Origin of the sequence: Limosilactobacillus coleohominis 101-4-CHN, assembly GCF_000161935.1 — a bacterium.
Classification (GTDB): Bacteria; Bacillota; Bacilli; order Lactobacillales; family Lactobacillaceae; genus Limosilactobacillus; species Limosilactobacillus coleohominis_A.
The window spans coordinates 99400-122389 of sequence record NZ_GG698804.1 but is presented as its reverse complement, the minus strand read 5'-3'; the positions used below and the strand labels follow the sequence as shown (position 1 = coordinate 122389).

19 protein-coding genes, 1 other RNA gene and 1 pseudogene are annotated in these 22990 nt (G+C 42.1%); 17 read left to right on the top strand and 4 right to left on the bottom strand.

Annotation, left to right across the window (positions count from 1 at the left end):
* Positions 1-4: 4 nt before the first annotated feature.
* Positions 5-673, bottom strand: a complete 669-nt coding sequence (locus HMPREF0501_RS05680) for a DUF1361 domain-containing protein (protein WP_006916950.1) — start codon at positions 671-673, stop codon at positions 5-7.
* Positions 674-799: 126 nt separating this feature from the next.
* Between HMPREF0501_RS05680 and cdaA the strand changes: the two genes are divergently transcribed.
* The 9 genes from cdaA to HMPREF0501_RS05635 all read left to right on the top strand — a co-directional run bounded on the left by cdaA (position 800) and on the right by HMPREF0501_RS05635 (position 10798).
* Positions 800-1651, top strand: coding sequence for a diadenylate cyclase CdaA (gene cdaA, locus HMPREF0501_RS05675; RefSeq protein ID WP_006916949.1), 852 nt, complete (start codon positions 800-802; stop codon positions 1649-1651).
* Entirely contained in the window at positions 1641-2474 is an 834-nt protein-coding gene (locus HMPREF0501_RS05670; RefSeq protein WP_006916948.1) for a YbbR-like domain-containing protein, read from the top strand. Before cdaA ends, HMPREF0501_RS05670 begins: the two co-directional genes overlap by 11 nt.
* A 24-nt stretch (positions 2475-2498) precedes the next feature.
* Entirely contained in the window at positions 2499-3851 is a 1353-nt protein-coding gene (gene glmM, locus HMPREF0501_RS05665; RefSeq protein WP_006916947.1) for a phosphoglucosamine mutase, read from the top strand.
* A gap of 255 nt (positions 3852-4106) precedes the next feature.
* Positions 4107-5924, top strand: coding sequence for a glutamine--fructose-6-phosphate transaminase (isomerizing) (gene glmS / locus HMPREF0501_RS05660; protein ID WP_006916945.1), 1818 nt, complete (start codon positions 4107-4109; stop codon positions 5922-5924).
* A gap of 192 nt (positions 5925-6116) precedes the next feature.
* Positions 6117-6428 carry a hypothetical protein gene (locus HMPREF0501_RS05655; protein WP_006916943.1) on the top strand — a complete coding sequence of 104 codons (312 nt, stop codon included), beginning with the start codon at positions 6117-6119 and terminating at the stop codon, positions 6426-6428.
* Between the two features lie 206 nt (positions 6429-6634).
* Positions 6635-8488: an acyltransferase family protein gene (locus HMPREF0501_RS05650; protein WP_006916940.1), complete on the top strand. Its 1854-nt coding sequence runs from the start codon at positions 6635-6637 to the stop codon at positions 8486-8488.
* An 11-nt stretch (positions 8489-8499) separates the two neighbouring features.
* On the top strand, positions 8500-9312 hold the full coding sequence (locus tag HMPREF0501_RS05645) for a Cof-type HAD-IIB family hydrolase (protein ID WP_006916938.1): 813 nt from the start codon (positions 8500-8502) through the stop codon (positions 9310-9312).
* Between the two features lie 309 nt (positions 9313-9621).
* Positions 9622-10155: a LysM peptidoglycan-binding domain-containing protein gene (locus tag HMPREF0501_RS05640; protein ID WP_006916936.1), complete on the top strand. Its 534-nt coding sequence runs from the start codon at positions 9622-9624 to the stop codon at positions 10153-10155.
* A 112-nt stretch (positions 10156-10267) separates the two neighbouring features.
* Complete coding sequence (locus HMPREF0501_RS05635; RefSeq protein ID WP_006916935.1) at positions 10268-10798, top strand: NAD(P)H-dependent oxidoreductase; 531 nt, start codon at positions 10268-10270, stop codon at positions 10796-10798.
* Positions 10799-10861: 63 nt separating this feature from the next.
* On the opposite strand, the gene HMPREF0501_RS05630 is transcribed toward HMPREF0501_RS05635, so the two are convergent.
* Complete coding sequence (locus HMPREF0501_RS05630) at positions 10862-11806, bottom strand: Dyp-type peroxidase (protein WP_006916934.1); 945 nt, start codon at positions 11804-11806, stop codon at positions 10862-10864.
* 140 nt (positions 11807-11946) lie between these two features.
* Here HMPREF0501_RS05630 and HMPREF0501_RS05625 point away from each other — a divergent pair, with 140 nt between their 5' ends.
* Both HMPREF0501_RS05625 and HMPREF0501_RS05620 read left to right on the top strand, forming a co-directional pair.
* Positions 11947-12603 (top strand): DNA alkylation repair protein, encoded by a 657-nt coding sequence (locus tag HMPREF0501_RS05625; RefSeq protein ID WP_040456041.1) that lies wholly within the window; start codon positions 11947-11949, stop codon positions 12601-12603.
* 180 nt (positions 12604-12783) lie between these two features.
* Positions 12784-14796 carry a mucin-binding protein gene (locus HMPREF0501_RS05620; RefSeq protein ID WP_006916932.1) on the top strand — a complete coding sequence of 671 codons (2013 nt, stop codon included), beginning with the start codon at positions 12784-12786 and terminating at the stop codon, positions 14794-14796.
* Between the two features lie 107 nt (positions 14797-14903).
* On the opposite strand, the gene ssrA is transcribed toward HMPREF0501_RS05620, so the two are convergent.
* Positions 14904-15279: a transfer-messenger RNA gene (ssrA, locus tag HMPREF0501_RS08770) on the bottom strand.
* Positions 15280-15402: 123 nt separating this feature from the next.
* On the opposite strand from ssrA, the gene HMPREF0501_RS05615 reads away from it, so the two are divergent.
* The 3 genes from HMPREF0501_RS05615 to HMPREF0501_RS05605 all read left to right on the top strand — a co-directional run bounded on the left by HMPREF0501_RS05615 (position 15403) and on the right by HMPREF0501_RS05605 (position 18544).
* On the top strand, positions 15403-16116 hold the full coding sequence (locus tag HMPREF0501_RS05615) for a response regulator transcription factor (protein ID WP_006916930.1): 714 nt from the start codon (positions 15403-15405) through the stop codon (positions 16114-16116).
* A 5-nt stretch (positions 16117-16121) separates the two neighbouring features.
* Positions 16122-17588 carry a sensor histidine kinase gene (locus HMPREF0501_RS05610; protein WP_006916928.1) on the top strand — a complete coding sequence of 489 codons (1467 nt, stop codon included), beginning with the start codon at positions 16122-16124 and terminating at the stop codon, positions 17586-17588.
* A 95-nt stretch (positions 17589-17683) separates the two neighbouring features.
* Positions 17684-18544, top strand: a complete 861-nt coding sequence (locus HMPREF0501_RS05605; RefSeq protein WP_006916926.1) for a GRP family sugar transporter — start codon at positions 17684-17686, stop codon at positions 18542-18544.
* 66 nt (positions 18545-18610) lie between these two features.
* Here HMPREF0501_RS05605 and HMPREF0501_RS05600 read toward each other — a convergent pair whose 3' ends face one another.
* On the bottom strand, positions 18611-19492 hold the full coding sequence (locus tag HMPREF0501_RS05600; RefSeq protein WP_006916924.1) for a sulfite exporter TauE/SafE family protein: 882 nt from the start codon (positions 19490-19492) through the stop codon (positions 18611-18613).
* 191 nt (positions 19493-19683) lie between these two features.
* Here HMPREF0501_RS05600 and HMPREF0501_RS05595 point away from each other — a divergent pair, with 191 nt between their 5' ends.
* The 3 genes and pseudogenes from HMPREF0501_RS05595 to HMPREF0501_RS05585 all read left to right on the top strand — a co-directional run bounded on the left by HMPREF0501_RS05595 (position 19684) and on the right by HMPREF0501_RS05585 (position 22772).
* Entirely contained in the window at positions 19684-21042 is a 1359-nt protein-coding gene (locus HMPREF0501_RS05595) for a glucose-6-phosphate isomerase (RefSeq protein ID WP_006916923.1), read from the top strand.
* A 129-nt stretch (positions 21043-21171) separates the two neighbouring features.
* Positions 21172-22047 (top strand): annotated as a pseudogene (gene scrK / locus HMPREF0501_RS05590) (fructokinase ScrK).
* Between the two features lie 11 nt (positions 22048-22058).
* Positions 22059-22772, top strand: a complete 714-nt coding sequence (locus HMPREF0501_RS05585; protein ID WP_006916921.1) for an MIP/aquaporin family protein — start codon at positions 22059-22061, stop codon at positions 22770-22772.
* Positions 22773-22990 lie beyond the last annotated feature (218 nt).

The following is a 22990-nucleotide window of genomic DNA, read 5'->3' as shown; positions in this document are numbered from 1 at the left end:
ATTTTTAATTTCGTAATACGAGCAATAGGTGAACAAACCAACAGATGATTAACTGGAGAACAGTTAAAATTATAATGAACTGACAGGCGTTCCACGTCATTACAGATAAAATTTGTCGCCAGAACCAGCTAGGGGTGATGAGCATGTAGATGGAATGCAGCCGGAGAAATCGACCGATATAGATTCCAATACTTGAGCAGGTTGCAAAGATGACCATTAAAAGGTAACGAAGTTGTGGATAATGGGGTGCCAATACCTTTGCAATTAATCCGCTGGTATTCAGTAATTCTAGTGAGCCAATCAATACACAACAAAATGCGCTAATGATCATGATGGCAAAAATTAACCAAATTGATGGCGTCGATTTTAAAATCCCACTGACATTGGTATGTGGATGCAACCAGGAAAGATGGAAGAGGTCCGTTAAAACGTATGGGGCGTTTGGATAGAAAAGCAGCCAGATTAATGACGTTAACCAGAATAGTAGTGACCGTCGATCAGCGAGTCTTGGCAAATGAAAGCTAATTTCAATGGGAATGTAACCTAAGAAAGTATTAAAAGCCATAAAATTATACGGAGCTTTCATGACCAGCTTTAAAAAGATGATCCACAGGAAGAAGAACCCCCTCAGCTGCCAGCGGTAAGAAAAACGAGTTGTTTGAATTGTAATCACGTCCTTTGCTCTCATAGTGACTATTATAACGGACGGTGACGTGAAACAAAGTGATTTTACGATAATTGCGCTCGGTGATGAAGATGATATAATTAAACGGTAGTTTAGGATCGGAGGGTTAGTTCAATGCAAACAATCGCTACTTTATTAACGTGGCGAAACTTGATTAACTTAATCGATATCCTAGTCATTTGGTTTTTAATCTATGAGCTAATTATGCTCATTCGTGGTACACGAGCCATCCAACTTTTTAAGGGGATTCTGGTGATTATCCTAATTAAGATCGTCAGTTGGTATGTTGGTTTGAGTACCGTTTCTTGGTTAATGGACCAGGTTATTAACTGGGGTGTCATCGCGATTGTCGTAATTTTTCAGCCAGAAATTCGCCGGGGGCTGGAACATTTGGGCCGGGGCACGTTGTTTGCCCGGAACAAGACAGCCAACGAGCAAGAAGAAGAAATGATTAAGCAGCTTGATCAAGCAATTCAGTATATGTCCAAACGGCGGATTGGTGCCTTGATTAGTATTCAAATGGATACCGGATTGGAAGAATATATTGAGACCGGAATTCCAATGGACGCAGATATTACTGGTGCGCTCTTAATCAATACGTTTATTCCTAACACACCACTGCATGATGGTGCGGTGATTATCAAGAACAACCGGATCGCTGTTGCAGCTGCTTATCTGCCACTCTCAGACAGTAAGCTGATTCCAAAAGAATTGGGGACTCGTCACCGTGCAGCGGTTGGGATTAGTGAAGTCACTGATGCTCTGACAATTGTGATCTCTGAAGAGACAGGGGAAGTTTCCATTACAAAAGATAATGAACTACTCCGCAATATGTCGCAGAAAGATTACTTGAAGTTTATGCGGGCACATCTTTATAAAAAGAAGGAAGAACATAAGGATCGTGGATTATTCGGTTATTTATTAACTAAGATTCATTGGCAAGGAGGGAAGCATAGTGAACGGTAAAAAAGGTTCAATCTTTGGTAGCGTTTGGTTTATGCGAATTGCCTCATTAATCTTGGCTATTTTTCTTTTTATGTATGTCAATAGTGAGAAAAATGGTTTTTTACGCCAAACGACCCGGGGATCAGATAGTGGGAATGCTCTCATGTCAAATAAAACGATGAGTATCCGAATGCCACTGGAGTTAAAAATGAACTCGCAAAAGTATGTGGTAACTGGTTATCCGCAATATGTAAAGGTCCGCGTCTCGGGCCCATCTGCAATGGTAACGACGGTATCAAATACCCAGAATTTTAAAGTTTACGCTGATTTAACGAAGTTGGGGATCGGTACTCATACCGTAACCTTAAAGGAGAGTGGACTGAATTCAGAGTTGCGCTCTACGATTAAGCCGCAACAAATTAAAGTCAATATCCAGCCACGGAGTACGGTCACCGCACCAGTCGACGTTCGGCTGAATTCAAAGTCAGTGGATGGTAATTACCATGTTGGTACTCCACGACCAGCTTTGAAGACGGTGCAAATCACTGGTGCCCGGAACCAAGTAAAGCGCGTTGCTCGGGTGATTGCATACGTTGACGTGCCAAGGGACGCCCACGGTAACTTTAGCCGGCAGGTTACACTGCAAGCGGTTGACAAAAAGGGCCGGACAGTTAACGTTGTGATTATGCCAAGTTCGATCAATGTGGAAGTTCCTGTTTCAAAACAAGGCAATAATGAGCCAACTAGTTCCAGCAGCAGTAGTAATAGTGCTAGTTCGAACAGCGATAATGATAGTTCTTCAAATATGGAGAGCTCATCCAGCAGTGCAAGTAGTAATGATTAATCAACTTTAGATAGGAGTAAACGAATGAAGTTAAAATATTTTGGTACAGATGGTGTGCGGGGAGTTGCAAATAAAGATTTAAGCCCTGAATTAGCGTTTCGGGTTGGCCGTGCTGGTGGTTATGTACTCACACGTCATTCAGAACGGAAACGTCCTCAAGTTTTAGTATCTCGAGATACTAGAATTTCTGGTCAAATGTTGGAAAACGCTTTGGTAGCTGGCCTTCTTTCGGTTGGAATCGAAGTGCTGCGTCTGGGAGTGGTCACGACACCCGGCGTTGCCTACTTAGTTCGGGCCCAAGAAGCGGATGCTGGGGTAATGATTACGGCGTCTCATAACCCAATCCAATATAACGGAATTAAGTACTTTGGTAGCGACGGCTTTAAGCTTTCTGATGAATTAGAGTATGAAATTGAGCAGATTCTTGATGCACCAAATGATGATTTACCGCGCCCTTCCGATGATGGCTTAGGTGTGGTTGAAGATTACAAGGAAGGCGCATTAAAGTACACGTCATTCCTTGAACAAACGATTTCAACAGAATTGAATGGGCTCAAGGTGGTTGTTGATGCGGCTAATGGGGCCACGAGTGACTTTGTTTCTAACCTTTTTGCGGATGTTGAAGTCGACTTTGTACCAATTAACGACCAGCCAGATGGGCTCAACACGAATTTAAATTGTGGGTCAACGCATCCAGAAGGATTGCAAAAGGCGGTGGTTGAAAACCAAGCTGATCTGGGAATTGCTTTTGATGGTGACGGTGACCGTTGTATTGCCGTTGATGCCGAAGGTAACATTGTCGATGGGGATAAGATCATGTACATCTGTGGTAAGAATATGGATGAAAATGGTCGTCTGAAGAAGGATACTGTGGTAACAACAGTGATGAGTAATTTGGGAATGTATAAAGCCCTGGAAGCACATGGTATGAAGAGTGTGAAGACTAAAGTTGGTGACCGGTATGTGGTTGAAGAGATGTTGAAGAACGGTTATAACCTTGGTGGTGAACAATCTGGCCATATTATCTTTCTCGACCACAATACAACTGGTGATGGAATGCTGACTGCACTGCAATTACTGCAAGTAATGAAGTTAACTGGTAAGAGTCTTGCTGAACTGGCCGCTGATGTGACAACCTATCCGCAAGAATTAGTCAACATTCGGGTTGCTGACAAGCAAGCCGCAATGAACAATGACAAATTACAAACAGTAATTAAAGAAGTTGAAACGGAAATGAATGGTGATGGCCGGGTCTTGGTACGACCAAGCGGGACGGAGCCATTGTTACGGATCATGGCTGAGGCGCCAACTAAAGAATTAGTTCATGATTATGTCATGAAGATTGCAGCGGTTGCCAAGGCAGAACTAGAAGTCTAAAGAAAAAAATAATGCCCCGTGTTTGGATTAGTCGAAATGCAGGGCATTTTTCATATGGAAAAAGAAGTGAAAAAGTTACGAATTGGCTTGATGATAATCGTTTGACATTGTAGACCAATTTTATTAAAAAACATTGACAATCCTTGTGAATATCTATACTATATTATTATTGTCTAAACGTTGACAGATAAATTGGTTGTTAGAAGTTATCTATACCAATTTATGGAATTTTAATTCAAAGGATGGAACATCATTATGTGTGGAATTGTCGGTGTAACCGGAAATAAAAATAGTGTTTCAATTTTAATTAATGGTTTAAAAAAGTTGGAATACCGTGGCTATGATTCTGCAGGAATCTATGTTAATGACCAGCAGGGTCATGACTACCTTGTTAAACGTCCAGGACGGATTAGCAATTTAGAAGAAGCTCTCACACCGGAAGTTCAAGGAACTGCCGGAATTGGGCACACACGGTGGGCAACGCACGGAGAACCAAATGAGGTTAATGCGCATCCACAATACTCCAACGACAACCGTTTCTACTTAGTTCACAACGGGGTCATTGAAAACCATCAACAACTGCGTGATCATTATTTAGAAGACGTTCAATTTAAGAGCCAAACGGATACGGAAGTCATTGTGCAGCTCGTTGATAAGTTTGTTACCAAGTATAATTTAGATACTAAGTCAGCTTTGCTGAAGACGCTTCGGTTGATCAGTCCGGACTCATCTTATGCGTTCGTATTGATGGATCGGGAACAGCCAGATACATTATTTGTAGCTAAAAACAAGAGTCCATTACTAGTTGGATTGGCGGATGGCTACAATATGGTTGGGTCTGATGCCACTTCAATGTTGAAGCAGACTAACCGTTTTATGGAGATTGACGATCACGAATTAGTAATCGTCAAGCCAGATGCGGTTAAGATCGAAGACTTGGATGGTAATGAAAAAACACGGGATACTTTTACTGTTGATATGGATCCAAGCGCTGCAGATAAGGGTGCTTACCCATTTTACATGTTAAAGGAAGTGGACGAGCAGCCAGCGGTAATGCGTAAATTAGTGCAAAAGTACTTTAAGGATGATCAACCACAACTAGACGAAAAGTTGCTCCAAGACATGGCTGATGCTGATCACATCTACATCGTTGGTGCTGGGACAAGCTATCATGCTGGATTAATTGGAGCGCGGATGTTCGAACGCCTGACGAAGACACCAACAACGGTGCACATTTCTTCCGAATTTGCTTATGAACAACCATTGCTTTCGAACAAGCCATTCTTCATTTTTCTATCCCAAAGTGGTGAAACGGCTGATAGTCGAGAAGTGCTGGTTCACGTGAACGAACATCACTGGCCAAGTTTAACGATTACGAATGTTGATAAATCGACGTTGTCGCGGGAAGCCACTTATACTCTCCTGCTTTACGCTGGCCCAGAAATTGCGGTGGCTTCAACTAAAGCCTACACAGCTCAAATTGCCGTCGAAGCAATTTTAGCTAAGGCCTTGGGTGAATTTAAACAGATTCCAGAAGCGCAAGACTTTGCTTTAAAACAGCAATTGGGAATTGTGGCCAATGGGATGCAAGCAATTACTGACAGCAAAGACAAGATTGAATCCTTAGCTGCCCATTACTTATCAAAGCCACGGAACGCCTTTTACATTGGACGAGGAATTGACTGGTCTGTTTCATTAGAGGCAGCGCTGAAATTGAAGGAAATTTCCTATGTCCAAGCTGAAGGGTTTGCTTCTGGGGAACTGAAGCACGGGACAATTGCTTTAATTGAAAAGAACACACCAGTAATCGGGATTGTTACCCAGGATCGGACAGCTGGTTTAACCCGCAGTAATCTAGAAGAAACGGAAGCACGAGGCGCTAATACGTTGACGATTGCGGCACGGCATCTCGCAAAGGAAGATGATACAATTGTGATTCCAGATGTTGATCCGCTTTTGACACCTTTATTAAGTGTCCTGCCAGCTCAATTATTAGCTTACTACACTAGCCTAGGGAAGGGCTTGGATGTTGACAAACCGCGGAATTTAGCCAAATCCGTTACTGTCCAATAATATTTCAAAAATGAACGACTATGCTGAATAGTCGTTTTTTTGTAGAACTTATTGACAGCGCTTACAAAGGTTCTATTATACAAACATAAGGTATTAATAATTACCTTCTAATCAATTCTCTTTCTCTCTTATGCCGATCACCGTCCCCCTGGCGGTGGTTTTTTGTTATGATAGAGAGTGAGGTGAATTATCATGGCGGACCAACCAGGAACATTAGATTTAATTGAAGAAATTACGCGTAAAGATGGTAGTAAATATTATGAAATTGGCAACATGGTCCATAATGGGCGGGCTGAACTAGCGGCAGAACGTAATTTTATTACTCAAGTGCGTATTTTGAAGCTTAACATTCCGCATTCACAAAATGTGATTAAATATGAAGACTACATTAATAGCCACTACCAGATGCAAGATGAATCGATGGATCATTGGGAAGAGTGGAAGAAGACCCCGGAGATGGAAAAACTAGTCCAAGCGATCCTTGCAGAAAATCATGTTGGTTAAGGAGAGTAAGAGATTATCAAAGCAGTGCTTTGGTGATCTTTTTTAGTTAACCCCCCAACCCTTTCGGGAAATGGTCCAAGCTAAAAGGAAAGTTCAGTTAACTGAATTTAATCTTGTATTATCAAGAAATGGTCTGTACGCCAGCCGGGTTTCTGACTATAATAATAAAGTATTTATTCGTATTAATTGAGGAGGAGTCCTGGTCCATGCGCCCAGCTTTTGAAGAACATCAATTGCCACCGCGTCGCCATCAATACGTTACTGGTGTTGATGGGATGCGGACCCTTGCCGTATTAGGGGTCATTATTTACCACTTACTACCTAATGTGATGGTCGGTGGTTTTTTAGGGGTACCATTATTTTTACTGATTTCTGGATACTTTGTGACTAATCAGCTACTCAAAAAATGGGACCGGGGCGGTGTTGATTTATTGAGCTTTTATCGCCGCAGGTTTAGTCGTCTTTACCCAGTCTTAGTCACCATGCTGGTTTTAACGACGGCTTACATTACACTTTTTCAGCGCCAATTATTGCACCACATTAAGGCGATCATTGTGACTAATCTATTGTGGGTATATAACTGGTGGGAAATTTTTAATGGGCAATCTTACTTTGACCGTTTTGGTGGCGAATCGCCGTTTACCCATTTATGGACCTTAGGGGTTGAAGTTCAATTTTATGTTTTATGGCCGCTGATTTTAATCTTATTACTAAGGTTTCTTGGGAAGCGGGCAGTTAAATGGATTGTGTTAAGCTTAGCGATTCTTTCTGCAATCGAAATGGGGATTTTATATGATCCGCAAAATATTAATCGAGTGTACTACGGGACGGATACGCGAGCTTTTTCATTATTACTAGGTAGTTGGCTGGCGTTTATTTGGCCACGAGAAAAGCTGCGTATGGGGTTAAGTACCAGCGAAAGTAGGTTCTTAAATGTAGTAGGCGTAGGAAGTTTGGTATTAACGTTAGTAAGCTTTTTTGTGGTAAATGGACAAAGCGCACGGACTTACCATGGACTCATGTTTTTCTACAGTTTGATTGGGATGTTATTACTGGCCACAATTGTTCATCCAGGCGCTGACATGAACCAGTGGTTGTCCAATCCGTTCTTTAAGTGGGTTGGCGAACGTTCCTACGGAATTTATGTTTACCAATACCCAGTCATGATTTTTTATGAAGCAAAGGTCCAAATAGGAGCACATCCAATGCTAAATGCAATCGTTGAAGTTTTATTAATTGTTTTAATTAGTGAATTATCATACCGGTTTTTGGAACGGCTGCTGCGCCACTATCAATGGCGGGATTTACCATTGACGATTGTGAACTGGTTTGATGTTAAACGACGTGGCTGGAAGCAATGGTTAGCCATTGCACCGGCGTTAGTGGTCTTTTTTGTTGCGGTTGCTGGGTTTACGACACCAGACCGGGCACCTAAAAATACGGCCGTTCAGACGCGGATTAAAAAGAGTCGGCATGCAACTGCTGTCCGCAATAAGCTAATTGCGGAGGGCAAGACACCGCAAGTCAATGTGAATAGTAAATCATTACAAAAGAAGTATGGCTTAACCAAGGGTGAATTAAAACGAGCGGCTAAGCTAAAGGTGACAGCAGTTGGTGACTCAGTGATGGCGGACGCTTCTGATAGTCTTCAGCAGGTTATGCCTCACGCGTATGTCGAAGCAAAAGTTGGTCGTCAGGGAAGTGACGCGCCCGCAGTAATTAGGGATCTGAAAGCCAATGGCCATTTAAATAAAAATGTGGTTTTAAACTTAGGAACCAATGGTGCCATGACGGGTGATACGGTTAATGAAATTATTGATGCGATTGGTAAGGGTCACCAGATTTACTGGGTAACCGCCCACGTACCAACTAAGGCTTGGGAACGGACAGTTAATCGTCAAATCAAGCAAGCGGCGCGGAAACATTCCAATGTGCATGTGGTGGATTGGCACGCGCAAAGTGCTGCCCATCAGGATTGGTTTGCTGGTGATAATGTCCATATGAATGAAAAAGGAAATGTCCAATTTACCCGATTGATTGTTAAGAGCCTCTTAAAATAGGAGAATAAATAATGATAAAGATGATTGCACTTGACCTTGATAATACGCTTTTAAATAGTGATAAAGAGATCAGTCAACGAAACGAAGCCGTGTTACGGCGGCTGCATAACCAGGGCATTAAGGTTGTGCTATGTACGGGACGGCCAATTAATGCAATTTGGCATTATATTGAGCAATTAGGTCTAACTGAAGAAGGCGACTATACAATTAACTTCAACGGGGGCCTGGTTGTAAATAACGTAACGAAGGAACCACTGTTTTCAATGGGGCTAGCAGCGGATGATTTAGCGATTGTCTACCGCTTTGCTCATGAACATGATTACTCACTGGATGTGCTGGATTTTGACCGGGTGTATGAAATTATGGATATGCCACGTTCGATATACAAAGGGACGGTGAAGCATATTGAATTTTTGGATCGTCACTTTGCGGACTTACCGATGGGTGGCCATCCATACGCTAAAATGGTCATGGCGATTCCAGCGGAGCGTTTGAAAAAAATCATACCGACGATTCCCGATGAAATCCATCAACACTTTAATGTGGTCCAATCACAACCCCACATCTTAGAATTTTTGCCTCAAGGGGTGGATAAAGCGGTTGGCCTTAAGCATCTTTTACAACATTTAGGAATGGATTATTCCAATCTAATGACTTTTGGTGATGCGGATAATGATTTAGGAATGATTAAAGCGGCTGCCGATGGGGTCGTAATGGCCAATGGCTTGCCCCAAGTAAAAGCAGTGGCTAATCACCTCACGTCTAGTAATGATAATGATGGAGTTGCCGTTTATTTAGAACAATTTTTTGCAAAATACTTGTAATATAAGCCTTAAATAGTTAGAAAAGTCGCCGAAAAATGCTGAATTCGGCGACTTTTTTAGTAGTAACAATCAAACATGATCAGTTTTTCACGAATTGTTTTGGCCAGCCTAAAGTTACCGTCATTATCAGGCTATCCACTATTAATAAAAAATGATTAATAGCTTATTAATGGTAAATGTTACAGAATATTACAGCCATTTGAGTTAATCAGTGGAAAAGCAAACTTTTTGCAATCAATTAGTAATAATCACCTTGTATCATATAGAACGTTGATAAAGAAAGATTTTGTAAAGGACGGTTAATACTTTATGTTAAACAAGAATCTATTGAAGATGAGCGCAACGTTTGGGGCGGCAGCTTTGGGAATGGTCGCAACTTCTGCGATCGGTCATGCTGACACAACTTACACTGTTCAAAATGGCGATACCCTTTCTTCGATTGCAGCTAAGTTCAACAATGCGGATGTGAACACAATTGCTAAGAAGAACAATATCGATGACATCAATACGATTCACGTTGGTCAAAAGTTGGTAATCAAGGGTAGTAAGCAATCTGCTAAACCTAAGGCTAAGATGGAACAAACAGCTTATACTCCAAATAATAATTCAAACCTTTCTGCCGCTGATCAAGCAGCGAAGGATTGGATTGCTTATCATGAATCCCGTGGCTTGTACACGGTGCAAAACGGTCAATACTACGGTAAGTATCAATTAAGTTTATCTTACTTAAATGGTGATTTGTCACCAGAAAATCAAGAACGGGTGGCTGACCAATACGTTGCTAACCGGTACGGTTCCTGGACTGCTGCTCAGCAATTCTGGATGGCCAACGGTTGGTACTAAAATTAATAATTAATATTCATTGGCGGAGATCTTCACATGGGTGGTCTCCGCCTTTTTTAAAACTATGGTATGATAATTATAAAGAATTTGATTGGTAGGGGGTGCGCCAGGAGTGAAGACGGTTGTATTGTTATTCCATCCAGACATGCAGCATTCGTTAGTTAATAAAAGATTAGTTGAAGCGGCTGGTCAAAAACGGAGCGTGACCATTCGTGATATGTATGCCCTGTATCGTGGTCAACCAATTGATGTTGACGCAGAACGACGAATTTTAATGAATGCAGATCGGGTCGTATTACAGTTCCCCCTGAAATGGTATGATGCACCGACTCTAGTTCAGCGTTGGAAAGAGGCAGTATTTGATGATTATTGGCTCCATTCGGGTAAAGGTGGTCAGAGTGTGCTTGCCAATAAGGAATTACTATTAGCGGTAGCTTATTCGGAACCATCCTATGATTTTACAAAGAATGGTAAGTACCGGACGACGATTGATGAATTACTAAAGCCATTTCAGGTTCTGAGTATTCATTTAGGAATGCAATTTTGTCAGCCGTTTACAATTTATGAACTAGATGATTTGCAAAAGTCGAGTAAAGAATATGCAGAGATGATTGTTAAAGAAGATTTGCCAATTCAAAAATAATCCTAAATAAAAGATCCACAGTTCGTGATAGATTGAACCGTGGATCTTTTTAGTATGGAACAATTAATTTAGTTCACCGTCCGCAATTTTATCTAATAGTGGACGGGATGGGATAAAGAAGAGCTGACCTGACAAAATATCAGAGAAGGTTAGTAAATAATCATTTTGGTCAAGCATATTTTGCAACATGGTCTTGGTAACCTTCCAGTATCGTGAGTAACCAATAAAGAAGGTTCCCGTGTTGTTATTCGCTGGATCAGAGTAAGGGACGTTCATGCGAACGATTTTTTGCTCAACTCCATCAATCGTTGCTTGTGAAGCGACGTTGTGGGCATTTTTGAATTTCTCATCATCAGCTAATTCCAAGTCCGAGAATTTCTTGCGGCCCACGGCCTTTTCTTGTGTTTCCGTGGTGAGGTGATTCCAGATATCCATATTATGCCGCCATTTTTGAGCAAAGGCATATGAGCCGTTTTCAAATGTGGGATCTTCATCACCAATGATTGCGTAGTTGACGGCGTCTTCCATTTGGGGATTTTCAGTTCCGTCAATAAAACCAATGATGGCACGACCTTCAAAATAGCGGAAGCCCTTCGTTTCATCCACGACGGTCGTGAAGTCCTTTAAGAAGAGCTGCATTTGACTCATCATTTCGTATAGAACCGCTTCTTCATTGGCACGGAGGTGAATAAAAATATCGCCCTTGCTTGCTGGCATCGAGTACTTAGGTCCGGTTAATGTTTGATATGTTTCCAATTCTTTTGGCTTTGGCGCATCTGGAAATAAATAGTCCCAGGCAGCGTTGCTAAAACCGAGTGCTGCGCGGACGTTGGCCTTTTCAGCGCGAATTCGCATGGAACGAATAATTGCTTGATAGCGGTCGACAAATTCTTGAATTGCTGCTTGTTCTGCCGCTTGATCTGTTCGCTTAAGTTCAAAGGTGGTAAAAAGGACGTTGCTACCGGCGTCTTTCCAAACATCCTGCGCCAATTGCGGATTAACTGCCATGATAAAGATCTCCTTTCATCCGAAACGTCAATTATTTAACCATTATTAATTATAGCATTTTCAAGTAGGAATAAGTTGACGGGCAATTCAATTATCGGCATAATAAAGGGCTGAGAAAAGAGAAAGTTGGCGAATTGATTGTGAGATATGAAGATTTAAAAACGCGTTTTGCCCAGGGAGCAAATCAGAAATTAGCACAGCAAATGGCAGCTTATATGCGAAACCAGTTTGAATTTTACGGTTACCAAAGCGCTGCTCGACGACGACTTTATCATCAAGATTTACTAACCGAACGCCGAAACGGTAGGATTGATTGGCAATTATTGGACCAGGCTTGGGCTGACCCCCATCGGGAAATGCAATATTTTGTATGTGATTATTTGTGGAAAATGGAAAAGTTTTTAACATTAGCAGATTTACCACGAATTGAACCTTATTTAAGAACTAAGCAGTGGTGGGATACCATTGATAGTCTTATTAAACCGCTAGGTAAGCTAGGACTACGTGAACCGGCCGTAGATGCCGTGATGCTAAGATGGTCGTTGGATCATGACCAGTGGATGCGACGGGTGGCGATCGAACACCAGTTATTGCGGAAAGAACAAATGAATATCAACCTCCTGGCTGAGATTATTGAAAATAACCTTGACCGGAAGGAATTTTTTATTAACAAAGCGATTGGATGGGCGCTACGTGACTACTCCAAAACCAATCCTCGATGGGTGCGACAGTTTATTCAGACACATCAAGAGGGATTAAGCGCCTTGTCGATTCGGGAAGCCAATAAGTATTTATAATGCTATATCAAATTAAGCTGATTATTGAACAGTATCAAGGATGAAACTTGATGCTGTTTTTTAGACAAAATGATTATGATTTTCGTCTTAATATCAAAACATTTATAGCACTTCTTGTCTTCCTCAATTTGTGTTACACTATTTTACGGATAGTTACACTTTTTGTTTTGAGGAATTAATATGAGTGTTATCAAGCGATACAAATTATATAAACAGAAAAAGCAATGGGTAATCGGCTGTTCTGCCGTTTTGCTTTCTCTGACAATGGGGATGACGGTCGCACATGCTGATCAAACAAATTCAGCAACGCCAGCAATGCCAACGACTAGTGGTGCGCAGAAAGACTTAACTACTAGTCAAGAGAACAAACAAGTTGTTACTTTATCTTCCACTGATGATGCAGCAAACAGCACCAGTGCTACGCAAACGTCACAGGAAGCTGCTAACTCCCAGCCGGTTCTTAACGAGAACCAGCCGGTGGCAAATAACCAGACCACGCCGGACAAAGAATACAACCGGGTTATTCACATCCAGGCCAGCGGTTTTGCCTATAATGGCCAAACTGTTAAGGAAACTGAACAAACCATAACTCAACAGTCAGTGAATGGACATTGGGACTCGTTTGATTGGACGTTGCCTACCGGTTATGTTCCGGACGGAGTCGCAGTACCAAGCATTCACCTTGACGCTGCTGACAATGTTTCGCGTAACCAGGATCTTTATTTCCGTTACATTGCCCGGGTTACCATTTATTCGCTACCAGATGGTGATCGTCCAATTATGAATGTCTACTTGGTTCAAAATGGCCACTCACTGACTATCCCCGACCAAGAATTAGTTCTGCCTTCTGGGGTACCAACTGGCTACCGTCCATCGCTTCCTTTCGGGATTAACGACCAAATAATTAAGCGTGATGGTCACTACTACCTGACTGGTGCAACAATTACTAACGAAATTAAACGGGGAACAATGGTTGTAACCTATCATGGTAGTAAAGGTTCCACCGAAGATTACAATTCAAACGCCAATAAGATCTACATGTCTGCTCCCGTAAACCTTGTGTTTAAAGACATGAACGGTAACTTGTATAATGCCTACTCTGATAAACGACCATCTGGGAATGCCGTGACAGCGTTGACGCCACTGAATTATGGACAAACGTATGACAAAAACGTTATTTATAATTTTGCTCGGCAGCAGCTTAGTCAATACCTTGAGAATGCTGGTGTATCGGCTGACAATTACCAAATTTATGGCTATTTTGGTAACGATGGTAAATTACATCAAATCAAAAGTAGTGATGACTACCCATCATTAGACGACACCGTTGGTAATGAGGAGGGGCTTAATTACGAATTCGTTGTTATTAATAAACAATCAGGGGCTCTTCACCAAACACCACTAACCAAAACACGGACCATCAACGTTATGCAACCAGATGGCAATGTCGTCACGACTAAGCAAACCGTTCAATTCCAGCAGTTTGGTGATTATGATGCCATTACCGGCCAGCCACTAAACGATGCGCCTTGGAAGGTTTTGACGGGCAATAACTCTGCAGATGAAAGTTCCTGGAGTGAATTAACTAACAATAACCATCAATGGGCTTTGTTCACGGCACCAACCTATGCGGGCTACAAGCCAAGTCAGGCTATTGTTGATGCACAAACGGTCACTCCAAATTCTTCAGATACAGTTGTAAATATTGGCTACAGTCAAATTGATGTCCCAGTGGTCGTGCCTGATAAGCCTGTTCTCAACGTTATTCGCTATGTTGATCAGGAGGGGAACGTTGTTAAAACCGACCATCAGGAAGGTAAGGAAAATGATCCGATTAAGCTTTCTCTACCCGATGGCTATCATTATGTTGGCAGTCAGCCATTACTGACCATCAGCGCGGACCACTCACTGCAAATTGTACATGTAGCCAAGGACACAGTACCAACTCCACAGACGCCTGATCAGCTGACGAAGCCAGATCATCAGTCCGAAAGTGCTGATGAGCAAACTGGTTCAACTCCAGCAAAGCCAGTCGTTCAACATCAGGCAGTTACTAAGGGTGTTGCTGCTTCAGCAAACGAACATGCTACTCAATTACCACAAACTGGTAACCAAAATAGTGTACTCGCATTGCTTGGCTTAGCCAGTGCAAGTCTAGCCATCTGCCTGGGCTTGGGTAAGAAGCGCGACTAACTAACTTTAATGTATAAAATGACTTTGAATGGACTCATTTAAAGTCATTTTTTTGCTGAAAAAATATAAAAAAGCGGACTGGAAAATTTTTCCAGTCCGCTTCGTCATTATGGAGACGGCGGGGATCGAACCCGCGTCCGGGCATATTGCCATCCTAATCTCTACACTCATAGATTAACTATTTAAAATTCACTAATTAAAACGCCGCTAATCAAGGCACGCATAATCAGCTAGCTTGATGAATCTCTTTTACTAATTACAAACGGAAATTAGTAACGTTAGTCCACTAAATATGAAACCCGGTAACGCACCGTGGACGAGTCCGGCCGGATTTACGCATGCTTACCGACTAGGCAGCGTATGCGTAAGCGTTTGAATTATTGTTTGCAGTTATAATTTAAAAACTGAGCGTTTTTACGAAGACGCAACCTTCGAAGTGCAATTAAGATTCAACCTATACCCGTCGAATCCAAAAACGTCCCCAAAAGGTGTACTAAACATTATATCAACAACCCGCAGGAATTTCAAAAAATTCAAGAAATCTTCATAGACTTTGCAAAGAATTAATTATAATGTAGAACTAAAGACGAAATAAGGGGTGTAATCATGAACATATTGATGGTCGAAGATAATCACTCAGTTTGTGAAATGATGGCAATGTTTTTTAAAAAAGAAAAATGGACGGCTGAATTTGTATATGATGGAGTAAAGGCAGTCGATAAGTTTAATGAAGATCCTCAACGGTGGGATTTAGTATTACTAGATCTTAATCTGCCGAAAAAAGATGGAATGCAAGTAGCGGCTGATATTCGGCGAATTTCACCAGTAGTACCAATTATTATGTTGACGGCGCGGGATTCCGAAAGTGATCAAGTGTTAGGACTGGAAATGGGAGCAGATGAATACGTTACCAAGCCGTTTAGCCCGTTGACGTTAATTGCACGCATTAAAGCATTACACCGCCGGATTGCAATGGGCAATGTAGGCGGTAAAGAACCAGCCAGTGAATCGGATTTTGATATTCAGACCCCGCACTTTAAATTGAATACAAAGACTCGGGAAGCCTTTTTAAATGATCAGCCAATTAAAGATTTAACCCCCAAAGAATTCGATTTGCTAAAGACTTTAGCTTCTAAACCTAAGCAAGTCTTTAGTCGTGAACAGTTATTACAACTGGTTTGGAATTATGAATATTATGGTGACGAACGGACCGTTGATGCGCACATTAAAAAGTTGCGGCAAAAGATTGAGCAGGTCGGTCCGAAAGTCATTCAGACGGTTTGGGGTGTCGGCTATAAATTTGACGATAGTGAGGTCTAAGACCAATGAAATTAATATGGCGGCAAATTCTCGGCTTTACCACGGTGGTGGTGGTGCTGTGTGCCATTTTAATGGTTTCATTCGTTAGTGTCGCTAATGAGACCATGTATCATCAAACGTGGTTTCAACTCAGCCAGTACGCTGATAGTCTCATCCAAGATGACGAAGTGATCATTAACCGGAAGACGAATCAAATTGTGGGGTTCCAGCAACAAGCGATCGATTCCAAATCGAAATTATTGTCGCGACAGAACGTTTATTTTGCGGTATTGGATGCAAAAGGTAATACTCGTTACGATAATAGTCAAGGATATTCAGCACGGATTAACAAGCAGGATTGGAAAAAACTGCGCAAGGGCGAGATTATTAAAAAGCGAATTGCATACCCGGATGAAAAGGTAATGCAAAAAAAACACCAGAATGTACCGGTGCCACAAATGATTGGAATGCTGAAACCATACTTCTTTAATCATAAATTAGTGGCGGTCGTTAACATTAGTACCTTCTCGTCGACTGCGCGCCAAATTTATGGCCAGATTTTTCATCGAATGTTATGGGACTTTGTGATTGCGCTCGTGGTGGCCCTATTAGTTAGCTACGTTCTAGCACGGTCATTAACCCGCCGAATTGATAAAATGAAAACTGCGACAAACCAGATTGCTCAAGGTAATTATGATATCCACCTTTCCAGTCAAGGAAAGGATGAATTAGCTGAATTGAGTGAGAACTTCAATAAAATGGCGGATTCTTTGCAGGCTTCGCAAGAAGAGATCAAGGAACAGGAAGAACGGCGGAAAGAATTCCTCGCTGACGCAGCCCATGAAATGCGAACGCCATTGACTACCATCAACGGCCTATTGGAAGGCTTAATTTATGATGCCATTCCAGAAGAGGACCGCAAGCATAGTTTAGAATTGATGCAGAAAGATACGAAACGTTTAATCCGTTTGGTAAATGATAATTTGAACTATGAGAAGATTCGGACCAATCAAATTAAAATGGATCGACAAATTTTCGACGCGAGCGAAGTTTTGGCTAACTTGAAGGATCAATTAGAGCCCAACGCACGGGAACAGGGTGATCAAATTGTGATTCAGACTCCGCATCCCTTACGGACGTATGCTGACTATGACCGGTTTGTGCAAATTATGTTTAACATTATTCAAAACGCGATTCAGTTTACGCAGCAAGGAAAGATTACGATCCGTGGGGAACGTCTCCCGAAAGGGGCGCAATTTACGATTCAGGATACAGGAATCGGGATGACGGAAGAACAATTAAAGAACATCTGGGAACGTTTCTATAAGGCTGACCGCTCCCGAATGAATACGAAGTATGGAGAATCTGGAATTGGATTGTCACTCGTTCGTCAATTAGTTAAATTACATCACGGTAAAATTACTGTTCAGAGTAAAGTTAACCGCGGGACGACCTTTACTATCTACTTTCCAGATCGCTCTGACGATAAGTGAAAAAATAAGAAAACTTTATGAAAGCGCTTGTCAATTGAGCGCTTTCATTGTATCCTGTTAAAGTTATGATTTTAAGAGAGGGAGTTGAATAGTCAATGGGTTATTTAATCGCTTTAATCCCAGCAGTTTGTTGGGGGATTATTCCATTATTTACGACAAAGGTTGGTGGTTCTTCCAGTAACCAAGTATTTGGGATTGGTTTAGGAGCACTGATTGTTTCAATAATTAGTATGTTATTGATGCGGCCGTCCATCGATTTAGTGCCATTTGTAGTGGCAGTTATTTCTGGAGCTTGTTGGTCAGTTGGCCAATTTGGTCAATTTGCTTCCATGAAAAAGATTGGGGTTTCTAACACCATGCCCCTCTCAACGGCTTTCCAATTAATTGGGAACACTTTAATTGGGGTATGTATTTTCCATGAATGGACGGGAACTAAGCAAGTTGTGATTGGTTTCATCGCTTTGGCACTGGTAGTGATTGGTGCGATGCTGACTTCCATCACAGACAAGTCGGCAGGTAAGTCAGTAACGATTAAGGATATCTTATTCTTACTGGTCACCACCCTTGGTTACATTGTTTATTCTGCCTTCCCACGCTTCCCAGTGCTTGCGCACACTGATTCCATTGCCATTTACTTACCAGAAACCATCGGTATTTTGCTTGGGGTAACTGTCTACCAGCTGATGACTGAAGGACCAAAAGTATTTAAACAGCGTGGTCAGTATGCAAACATTCTCTCCGGATTACTCTGGGGAGTTGCTGGACTAAGCTACATTTTTGGTGCCCGAGCAATTGGGATTACCGTTGCTTTCATCTTTAGTCAAATGAATGTCTTGATTTCTACATTAGGGGGAATTTACTTCTTAAAAGAAACCAAGTCACCATTTGAAATGCGTTACACCATAATCGGACTATGTTTCGTAGTTGTGGGCGCAGTATTAACTGTTTTTGCCTAACCGAAAATATGTTATGATCAAAAAATCCAGTGCTCGATAAAGTCGAACACTGGATTTTTTATCTTATTAGTATTTGTTTTGATTGGTAACGGATGAACGGTAAAGCTGCAGGGCTGTCCAAAGACATACTAGTACGATTAACCAGGTTAGTACTTTCATCGGCAGGCTCTTTACAAAGGTAGCAGCAATATAAACCCCAAGGATCCCACCAATCAAGAAACCAAAAACGCCCCGGTAGGAGACCCGTTCTTCTTGAATAAAGTTGTAGCTGGCGACAGGCATCAGAAGGGCACAGGAAAGCATCATAATTGGAAAGGCGGCGATTGGTTTCATCCCCAACAGGTACACTAAGACCATACATGGGGCGTACAATCCAACTCCAGCGGTCATTAGAACGCCAAGGATAAAGTTACCCACAATTCCAATCACTAACAACCAGCCATGCAAACCGTAGGCGCTATTGTTGGTGGCAATGAGGGCGATCCAGCCCATTTTATTAGCTAACATTAGGAGTGAAGTAATCGTTAAGGCAATCGCCATTACCTTTTGAATCATTGCGGTTTCCCACCGAACCACAATCCGGCTTCCAGAATAGGCGCCAACCACTGCGGCAATCACCATTGGAATCAGCGTAGTTAATTCCACCGGGACCGCGGTTAAAAAGAAGAAGGATTCAGTCATTGTTGGAATGGCCTGAATAGCATTGAGGGTTCCCGGCAATTTACGCTCATCAGGGATATAGTTGGTGAAGCGGTAGAGAGTGGTCGTAGTACCGAAATTCCCAATTCCCAATGTGTCACCGAAGTCAGTGATCAAACCGATTAGGAACCCAATCAGGTTGAATTTAAGCGGCCGGCTCATTGGATCCTTTTTAGCATGGATGAAAATTTCAATTGCTAACCAAAGGATACAGACAAAAACCAGTCCTAAAATTATTTTTAAAATCATTTTTATGTCCTCGAATCGTCATTTTGTGGTTATCAGTATATCACGAACCCTGGGCTTAAGAAATGCACCAGGACTAAAAGAAAAGGTTAATAATTGACATTTTTTAATTAATTATATTGAAAAGGTATTCATAAACAGATATGATTTGAAGTGTAAGTTTAATATCTATGATTAAGAAAGAGGTTAGACAAATGGCGCATGTTTCATTTGATAGTAGTGCTTTAAAGAAGTTTGTTCACCCAAATGAATTAGGTGAAATGCAGGCAATGGTCAATGCAGCGGATGATGAATTACGGAAAGGAACTGGTGCTGGTGCTGACTTTCGTGATTGGCTCCACTTGCCAAGCGACTATGATCAGGAAGAATTTTCCCGGATTAAGAAAGCTGCCGCCAAGATTAAAGATGACTCAGATGTATTGGTAGTGATCGGGATTGGTGGTTCCTACTTGGGTGCTCGGATGGCCATCGACTTTTTGCACAATAGTTTCTATCAAGCTCAAGCAGCCGCTGACCGCAAGAATCCATTAGTCCTATTTGCGGGTAACTCCTTGAGTTCTTCATATGTATATGACTTGATTGAATTAATTGGCGATCGGGATTTTTCTGTGAACGTAATTTCCAAGTCTGGGACAACAACTGAACCATCAATTGCTTTCCGGATCTTCAAACAAAAATTAATTGATAAGTATGGTGAAGAAGAAGCTAACCACCGAATCTACGCTACTACCGACCAAAAGCGGGGCGCATTAAAGAGTGAGGCCGATGATGCTGGTTGGGAAACCTTTGTAATTCCTGATGGTGTTGGTGGTCGTTATTCTGTCCTGAGTGCCGTTGGTTTGTTACCAATCGCAGCTTCTGGTGCTGATATTGATAAGCTTATGGAAGGGGCAGCAGCTGCAGAACACACGTATGTTGACCCTGATTTAACTAAGAACGAAGCATACCAATATGCAGCTTACCGGAATATCCTTTATCGGAAGGGTTACGAAACCGAATTGCTTGAAAATTATGAACCGAACATGACGATGTTTGCGGAATGGTGGAAGCAATTAGCTGGCGAATCCGAAGGGAAGGACCAAAAAGGGATTTACCCATCAAGTGCCAACTTCACGACGGATCTTCACTCACTTGGTCAATACATCCAAGAAGGGCGCCGCTTCTTAATGGAAACGGTCGTTAAGTTGGACCAACCAAATCATGATCTGACTATTCCAGAGGCGAAGAGTAACTTAGACGGTCTTGAATATTTACAAGGCAAGAATATGGATTGGGTGAACACCAAGGCCTATGAAGCAGTTGTGGCTGCCCACACGACTGGTGGTGTTCCTGTTATGACAGTCCACATTGACAAGGAAGATGAATACACCCTGGGTTACCTGATTTACTTCTTTGAAGTTGCAATTGCCATCTCTGGTTATCTGAATGGTATTAATCCATTTAACCAACCGGGGGTTGAAGCCTACAAGACAAACATGTTTGGTTTGCTAGGTAAGCCAGGTTATGAGGAAATTGGTGACCAACTCCGTAAAGAAATGGCAGATAACCAATAATATCGATGTATTTTAAAAGATCCCCAATCGAGCTCGTTCGATGAGGATCTTTTTTGTTAAACGCTTGCCATTTTAAATAAAAACTGGGATAATGTTTCTGAAAACGATTTCAAAAATGAGGTGGATACAATGTTATTAGGGAGTATTGAAGGCGGCGGTACCAAATTTGTATGTGCAGTCGGAAATGAGGATTACCAGATTCAGGATATGACGGTGTTTCCGACAACCACGCCAGCTGAAACGTTGCAAAAGGCAATTGATTATTTTAAAAAGTTTCCGGAATGACAGTCACTTTCAGTGGCATCATTTGGGCCGATTGAGATTCGGCGTAATTCGCCTCAATATGGCTATATCACCGATACACCAAAGAAGGGCTGGAGTAATACGGATGTCGTGGGCAAGCTCCAACAGGCGCTTAATATTCCAGTATTCTGGACGACGGATGTTAATGGCTCCGCATATGGTGAATATGTCTTGTCAACGCTCTTTAATCAACGGCTGGATTCATTAGTTTATTACACGATTGGAACAGGTGTTGGTGCTGGAGCAGTTGTGGACGGCAAGTTTATTGGCACGATGGGGCACCCAGAAATGGGACATATTCGTTTGAAACGACACCCGGACGACTTAGACTTTAAGGGGATCTGTCCGTTCCACGGGGACTGTTTGGAAGGACTCGTTGCCGGACCGACTTTTGATGCGCGGCTTGGTAAGAGTGGCCGAGTGGTACCATTGACGGATCACGTTTGGGACATTATGGCTTATTACGTTGCCCAAGCGGCTTTGAATACCACCTTAATGATGCGGCCAGATAAAATTATTTTTGGTGGAGGAGTAACCAGCGAAGAATTCTTAAAGAAGGTTCGGCGTGAGTTTGCTAAGTTAATGAATGGCTATGTTGATTGTGAACCGTTGGAAGACTACATCACGATGCCACTAGCCAAGAATAATAGTTCGGCCACGATTGGTAACTTTGCCTTGGCCCTCAAGAACTTAGAGAGTTAGTGAGGTTTGTGATGGTATGGCATGGCTTTATTGGTGAATTAATTGGTACGCTAATTTTAATCACCATTGGCTGCGGGGTAGGTGCGGGACTGAATTTAAACTGCACCTTCAGTAGTCAGCAGAAAGATTGGTTTTACGTTGCTTTTGCTTGGGGACTAGCAGTGACAATGGGAGTATATGCCGCCGGTTCATTAGGTTCACTGGGACATTTGAACCCAGCAGTTACCATTGCTTTTGCGGTTAACCACACTTTTCCTTGGCGACAGGTAGTGCCCTATATTCTAGGCCAATTTATTGGGGCGTTTTTAGGGGCGGTTTTAGTGATTATCCAGTTTTGGGTGCATTTCCAAGCAACGCCAGAGAAGAAACAAAATACCGTTGGCATTTTTGCTACAGTGCCAGCGATTAAGTCCGGTTGGGCAAACTTATTAAGTGAAGTGATTGCCACCTTTATGTTTATGCTGGTTTTGATTAATTTGGGTAATTTTACGTTAGGTTTGAAACCATTAATTGTTGGATTATCGATTTTTGCCATTGGTGCTGGTTTGGGAACGACGACCGGTTTTGCCTTAAATCCAGCTCGAGATTGGGGGCCACGTTTGGCCTATACGATCTTGCCAGTACCACATAAAACAAGCGGTCAATGGTGGTACGCTTGGGTACCAATGGTTGGCCCGCTGCTAGGGGCAATTATTGCAACGCTAGTTGAAGAGATGGTTAAGTGAAAAGAAATTTGAAATCTGCGATTGAGCGGGTACGAACCCGGTTAATTGTGTGGTGTGTATTAGCGATTGTTTTAGAAATAATTACGGTGGTATCGTCACTGCCGTTCGTACAAATTATCGCATGGTTGGCAACGGCCTATTGTGCAGTTCTCCTAGTAATTCTTTTTGTTTTAATGCTGATGCAATGGCGACAGTAATTAAAAAGCCGTTCAAAGAAC

Coding starts and splice junctions, on each gene's coding strand:
- cdaA (WP_006916949.1), top strand. CDS start 800: ATGCAAACAATCGCTACTTTATTAACGTGGCGAAACTTGATTAACTTA.
- glmM (WP_006916947.1), top strand. CDS start 2,499: ATGAAGTTAAAATATTTTGGTACAGATGGTGTGCGGGGAGTTGCAAAT.
- glmS (WP_006916945.1), top strand. CDS start 4,107: ATGTGTGGAATTGTCGGTGTAACCGGAAATAAAAATAGTGTTTCAATT.
- HMPREF0501_RS05655 (WP_006916943.1), top strand. CDS start 6,117: ATGGCGGACCAACCAGGAACATTAGATTTAATTGAAGAAATTACGCGT.
- HMPREF0501_RS05650 (WP_006916940.1), top strand. CDS start 6,635: ATGCGCCCAGCTTTTGAAGAACATCAATTGCCACCGCGTCGCCATCAA.
- HMPREF0501_RS05645 (WP_006916938.1), top strand. CDS start 8,500: ATGATAAAGATGATTGCACTTGACCTTGATAATACGCTTTTAAATAGT.
- HMPREF0501_RS05640 (WP_006916936.1), top strand. CDS start 9,622: ATGTTAAACAAGAATCTATTGAAGATGAGCGCAACGTTTGGGGCGGCA.
- HMPREF0501_RS05630 (WP_006916934.1), bottom strand. CDS start 11,806: ATGGCAGTTAATCCGCAATTGGCGCAGGATGTTTGGAAAGACGCCGGT.
- HMPREF0501_RS05620 (WP_006916932.1), top strand. CDS start 12,784: ATGAGTGTTATCAAGCGATACAAATTATATAAACAGAAAAAGCAATGG.
- HMPREF0501_RS05615 (WP_006916930.1), top strand. CDS start 15,403: ATGAACATATTGATGGTCGAAGATAATCACTCAGTTTGTGAAATGATG.
- HMPREF0501_RS05610 (WP_006916928.1), top strand. CDS start 16,122: ATGAAATTAATATGGCGGCAAATTCTCGGCTTTACCACGGTGGTGGTG.
- HMPREF0501_RS05605 (WP_006916926.1), top strand. CDS start 17,684: ATGGGTTATTTAATCGCTTTAATCCCAGCAGTTTGTTGGGGGATTATT.
- HMPREF0501_RS05600 (WP_006916924.1), bottom strand. CDS start 19,492: ATGATTTTAAAAATAATTTTAGGACTGGTTTTTGTCTGTATCCTTTGG.
- HMPREF0501_RS05595 (WP_006916923.1), top strand. CDS start 19,684: ATGGCGCATGTTTCATTTGATAGTAGTGCTTTAAAGAAGTTTGTTCAC.
- HMPREF0501_RS05585 (WP_006916921.1), top strand. CDS start 22,059: ATGGTATGGCATGGCTTTATTGGTGAATTAATTGGTACGCTAATTTTA.